Source organism: Enterobacter sp. 342 (assembly GCF_036663495.1).
Taxonomy (GTDB): Bacteria; Pseudomonadota; Gammaproteobacteria; order Enterobacterales; family Enterobacteriaceae; genus Enterobacter.
In genome coordinates this window covers 1-4,363 of sequence record NZ_JAWUEI010000079.1, presented here as the reverse complement: position 1 = coordinate 4,363, position 4,363 = coordinate 1, and the positions used below count along the sequence as shown (strand labels likewise).

The window sequence follows — 4,363 nt, the reverse complement described above, 5'->3', positions numbered from 1 at the left end:
CTGGCGGCGCATCTACCGCCCGGCGCAAGCCTGCAAACCGGGTGAGGTCTGCGCGATTCCCCAAGTGCGAGCTACTTGGGGTTGTAAGCCGGAACCGCCGAAATTTCCGTCACGCCAGTTCCACCCCTGCCACAAGGGTATCCAGGTCAATCACCTTGCTGTCACTCTGAAAGGTATAGTGTCCGTTCAGCAAAATGTGTCGCCAAGCTGCCGGCGATATCTGGGTAAGCACCGCGAGCGCCTTGGCGTTACCTGTTGCTTCGCACTTCGTTAGGGAAGGTGCGAACAAGTGGGTCGCACCTTCCCTAAGAGGGCCAGCTGGCCCTGTTTCTATTGCACAAGTCGGTGACATACAACCTTATTGCAGCACCAGGCGACCATTGAGGGGCTGCACAGGCCTGTTGTTGGGGTGGTGCATCACCGCCTTGAAGGCGTCGATCTGGGCCTGGCTCACCTGCACCGGCTCCTTCATCACTAGCCAGCGCACCCCTTCCGAACAGGGCGGGGTGGTCAGCGACCCGCTGAAGCGGTAATAGTCCCGCTTAGCGGGCAGCAGTTGCTCTGCCGAGACCGGTTCCTTGAGCCCGTGGCTCTCCCCCGCCTTGGCTGGCAGCACCTGCCAGGCAAGGCTCAGGGCAGCATTGGCCCGACCCGGTTCGAACATCACCGCCACCACCGCCAGCTCCCCTCTGTCGTTGGCGTGGACCAGATGTCCCTCCAGGGGATAGGATTTGCCCTCGATGAGGTTTTCGCTGGGGGCGTGGAAGTGGAACTGCTTGAGCTCAAAGCGCATGCCATCGAGTTCTAGGGTGCTGCCGGGGGCATAGTTGACCTGTATAGTGTGACCGTTGTTGACCAGGGTCTTGCCACCAGTTTGATAATGGAACTGCAGCGGGGCTAGTTTGGCCTCCACCATGCCCGTGAGGTTGACCGGTGACTGATTGCTGCCCGCACACTGGCCATATTCCGGGGTCAGGCTGGCCCATTTCGCCGGACCGGCTTCACCGCTGTATTCCCAGTGCGTCGTGGCAGCGAAGGCGGTGGGGCTGAGCAGCAGGGCGGCGACCAACAGGGACTTTCTCATAATGCATCCTTATCTTGATTGAAAAGCACGACCATTTCGTGCCTTCACGGCGACGAAAACGGCTCCAGTTATTACATGTAACACACCTGAAGACTCCGGGGCTGCATCGTGATAGCAAATGCCTTTAATTCAGCATGCAGTTAGCTGACCTAAGCCTTCGATGGCACTATATGGGGTCCGCTTGGAAAAAGGAAATTATCCTACGCTAAGCGCATTTTTTGCACAGATGGCTACCGACTGAACGTAACGTGTGAGTCATGATCAGAAATGTGTTAACTCTAGGAATTGACACGACTTACTGTTTGATGGGGAAATCATGTTTAGCTATCTCAAGGCTATGTATCATCAATCAAAAATTCAGGCTGAACTCAAGGCACAGATACATGAAAAAACTACGGTTAATGCTATCTGTCATCACCCTGAATCAATCGAGATCATTGCGGTTTGTTCGACTGATGCGTATTACCGAAAACGTAAGGACGCTGCTTTTCTGACAACCTGTTCTGTGCTCATGCGTACTTTAAAAGATGAATCCGTACCGATGGTACTACGGAAAACAGCATGGCGATTATTGAACGAAAGATACCAACGAATTAAGTTAAATCAGGCTTATAGGATAGAAAATTTCTTGCTTGTTGCCGATTTTGAATATGCTCTCGAAGAACATGATGAACTAGCAGAGTAGTACTAGTGAGGCGATGAATACCGACAGTTAACGTGCATGTGACTTAAACGTCCGAAACCGAACGATTACGTACAGCATGTAGACAACATGTCCGAAAGTAAGCAAAACCATTAACGGACAGCCGGATCATTTCGTACATCCCTTACGGTCAGGGGTTCGCGCTCAATGGAACGAAATCACCCGTTAGCTTAAAACGCTTAACGTAGGATAATTTCCTTTTTCCAAGCGGACCCGAGCTGTTCGTCACGTTCGCTCAGCAATAAAACCCGGGTACCTGGCGCCACGTTGAAGCGACCGATTGGTTCGGGGTCGTAGGCAATATCTCGATCGGCTTCATCGGCGAGGAGAGAAAGATAATCTTCCCGCGTCATTGACTGAGAAAAACGTCCGCACATAGTTACCTCCGGTGGCCAGACAAAAAGTATAGGTGATGAGTCTGATAGCATGAGGTGATAAGGTAAAATGCCGCTCTGCGGTACAGAGGGTCCAGCTGGGGCTGAAGTTAAAAAGGCGCCAGCTGATGTTCATTGGTGAACGGAAAGTGAGTGGCGCCGAAGCCCGGCGTAGCCGGCTACGGTTTGATAGGTTCTGCCAATCGCCCCCCCCGCCCTGATAAGCTATACCCACAAATAACGTTTCAGGAGCTGCTATACGCGGTCGGAGTGGTCACGACAAGGCGTGAGCCGCAGTCGTGGCGTATCTCCGCGTTAGCGGGCCGGTAGGGCCGCTTACGAGCGTGTACCAGACAACTGACCGCAGCTCCACCCACAGCGATGAAGAAGAGTAGTTACAACACCCATCATTAAAAGCGACACTACTCCCGGCCTTCGGCCGGGGGCGGCGGCGCTTTTCAGTGGTGGGGAGGGGCTGTGAGGGTTCAGGCAGGCACTGTTCCTGCTTTTGAGTGAGTATTTTGAATGTTGTAACTATATGTGCCGTGCCGGGGCCCGTCGCGTAGCGATGGGAGCTACTTTAGGCAGTTGCCGAACCGGCGCGGACGTGAGTCCGCTGCAAGGGCGGGCATTTTCAGGAGCCTGTCCACAGGTCAGGCGACGAACAGGTTATATATTTATATGAATGAAATAAAAGATATTTAAAAGAAGTACAGAGCAGGTTTTTAAAGGAAACCACGCACTTTGAAATCAGGTCGGCTGGCGCTCTGTAAGCATAACGGTTGTAACCTTATGGAAAGGTCCCTTGCAGTTATTTGTGGGTAACTGAATCTGGCGACGAGATGTGGCCACTCTGATGCAATTTCTGGCCATTCTGATGGCGGAATGGGGTGAATGTCAGGAAGGACGGCCGTCATTTCGTGCAGAAAACCGTCAACGATGGACTGCAGACGTGCGAAACCCTCCGGCGCCAGCCGGATTTTTCACACAGGAAGGGTTATATGGGGACGGTGGCCAGCCGCGTGTAGTTGTTACCACGCGACATCAGCATGCGCTCTTTCACGCGCCGCTCCAGCTCACGCTGGAGAGCATCCCTGTCGCCGACGAAACGCCCTTTGGCGTAGTCACGCGTCAGCTGCTGTTTCACCAGCGTCACAATGTCCTTACGGGCTCTGTCCGCGTCACGTCGGGCGCGGGCGCGCTTCAGGCCATGCTGTTTACGTTCGGACTGGTAGCTGCGGAACCGTTCGCGCACAAACCGCCAGGCCTTCGCTATCAGCTCGTCCATCTCCAGCGGCTTCAGGTTCTGCTTCTTACGCTGCTGATTCTCCCATTCCACACGGCTGCGCCTCGCGGCCACAACGGCCACGTCAGAGACGTCGAGCGCGGAGAACAGTGCCGGCGTGAAGGTGGTATCGGTCGGGATATTGCAGCCAATCTGCGGGTCATACTCGGTCTGATAGGTAATCAGCCCCAGCTCCGCCATAAACGTCAGCGCCCGCGTGGCGCGGGTGATGGACAGATTACCGCTTTTCGACTCGGTGGCGAGACCGCACTCGATGGCCAGATTGGTGATGGAGCGCTGAACGCGGTTGGCCAGCGGGTCATAGTGGAAACACAGCCCCTGGAGCAGGGCATCGATGGCCCGGCGGCGCAACAGTGGCGGCATCCGGTGACGTTTACCCAGCGAGCGTAAGAACGCCACATGGATGGAAAAGTCAAAACGGGACGTGAAGCCTTCGGCTTTCGCCATCAGCTTACGACAGAACGGCAGTGTCTTTTTGCCTTCACGCGGCGTGAATGCCGGGTTCGGGTTTTTGACCTGACGGTAATGGGAGAACAGGGTCTGGGCGTCAGTCACACCTTCCCGCACTTATGTTGCACGGAAGGAGTAAATGGCACAGAAACGGGTATTGCAGTTTTCTGAGCATAAAACTATACTCCCTGCATAGAGCAACAGCTTCTATACAGTTTAAGTAGGCCCCGTTAATCTTCTCTTAGTCGCCAAACTTGGTGAAGATTATCGGGGTTTTTGCTTTTCTGGTCCCGGGTAGACACCTCATCAGAACCAGTTCCCTGCCACCTTATGGCGTGGCCAACCAAGAATTCACTAAAACGATCAGTAATCTAGGGAAGGTGCGAATAAGCAGGTCATTTCTTCCCAAGCTGACTCGCTGATTAAAATTTCGCGGATCTGGGCCG

The 4,363-nt window shown here is 54.2% G+C and carries 4 protein-coding genes and 3 pseudogenes; 3 read left to right on the top strand and 4 right to left on the bottom strand.

The window, feature by feature from the left end; genetic code table 11:
• Positions 1–79, top strand: a pseudogene (locus V6E55_RS25030) (mercuric transporter MerT family protein); the annotation flags it as partial.
• 279 nt (positions 80–358) lie between these two features.
• Here V6E55_RS25030 and V6E55_RS25025 read toward each other — a convergent pair.
• Positions 359–1,084 carry a carbonic anhydrase gene (locus V6E55_RS25025; protein WP_023234134.1) on the bottom strand — a complete coding sequence of 242 codons (726 nt, stop codon included), beginning with the start codon at positions 1,082–1,084 and terminating at the stop codon, positions 359–361.
• Positions 1,085–1,400: 316 nt separating this feature from the next.
• Here V6E55_RS25025 and V6E55_RS25020 point away from each other — a divergent pair, with 316 nt between their 5' ends.
• Complete coding sequence (locus V6E55_RS25020) at positions 1,401–1,769, top strand: hypothetical protein (RefSeq protein WP_063942106.1); 369 nt, start codon at positions 1,401–1,403, stop codon at positions 1,767–1,769.
• A 233-nt stretch (positions 1,770–2,002) separates the two neighbouring features.
• On the opposite strand, the pseudogene V6E55_RS25015 reads toward V6E55_RS25020, so the two are convergent.
• The 3 genes and pseudogenes from V6E55_RS25015 to tap all read right to left on the bottom strand — a co-directional run.
• Positions 2,003–2,164, bottom strand: a pseudogene (locus V6E55_RS25015) (SOS response-associated peptidase); the annotation flags it as partial.
• A gap of 994 nt (positions 2,165–3,158) precedes the next feature.
• Positions 3,159–4,034, bottom strand: coding sequence for an incFII family plasmid replication initiator RepA (gene repA / locus V6E55_RS25010; protein ID WP_085952537.1), 876 nt, complete (start codon positions 4,032–4,034; stop codon positions 3,159–3,161).
• Positions 4,015–4,092, bottom strand: a complete 78-nt coding sequence (tap, locus tag V6E55_RS25005) for a RepA leader peptide Tap (protein ID WP_011201829.1) — start codon at positions 4,090–4,092, stop codon at positions 4,015–4,017. Before tap ends, repA begins: the two co-directional genes overlap by 20 nt.
• A 79-nt stretch (positions 4,093–4,171) precedes the next feature.
• Here tap and V6E55_RS25000 point away from each other — a divergent pair.
• Positions 4,172–4,275: pseudogene (locus tag V6E55_RS25000) on the top strand (replication protein RepA).
• The last annotated feature ends 88 nt before the right edge of the window (positions 4,276–4,363 follow it).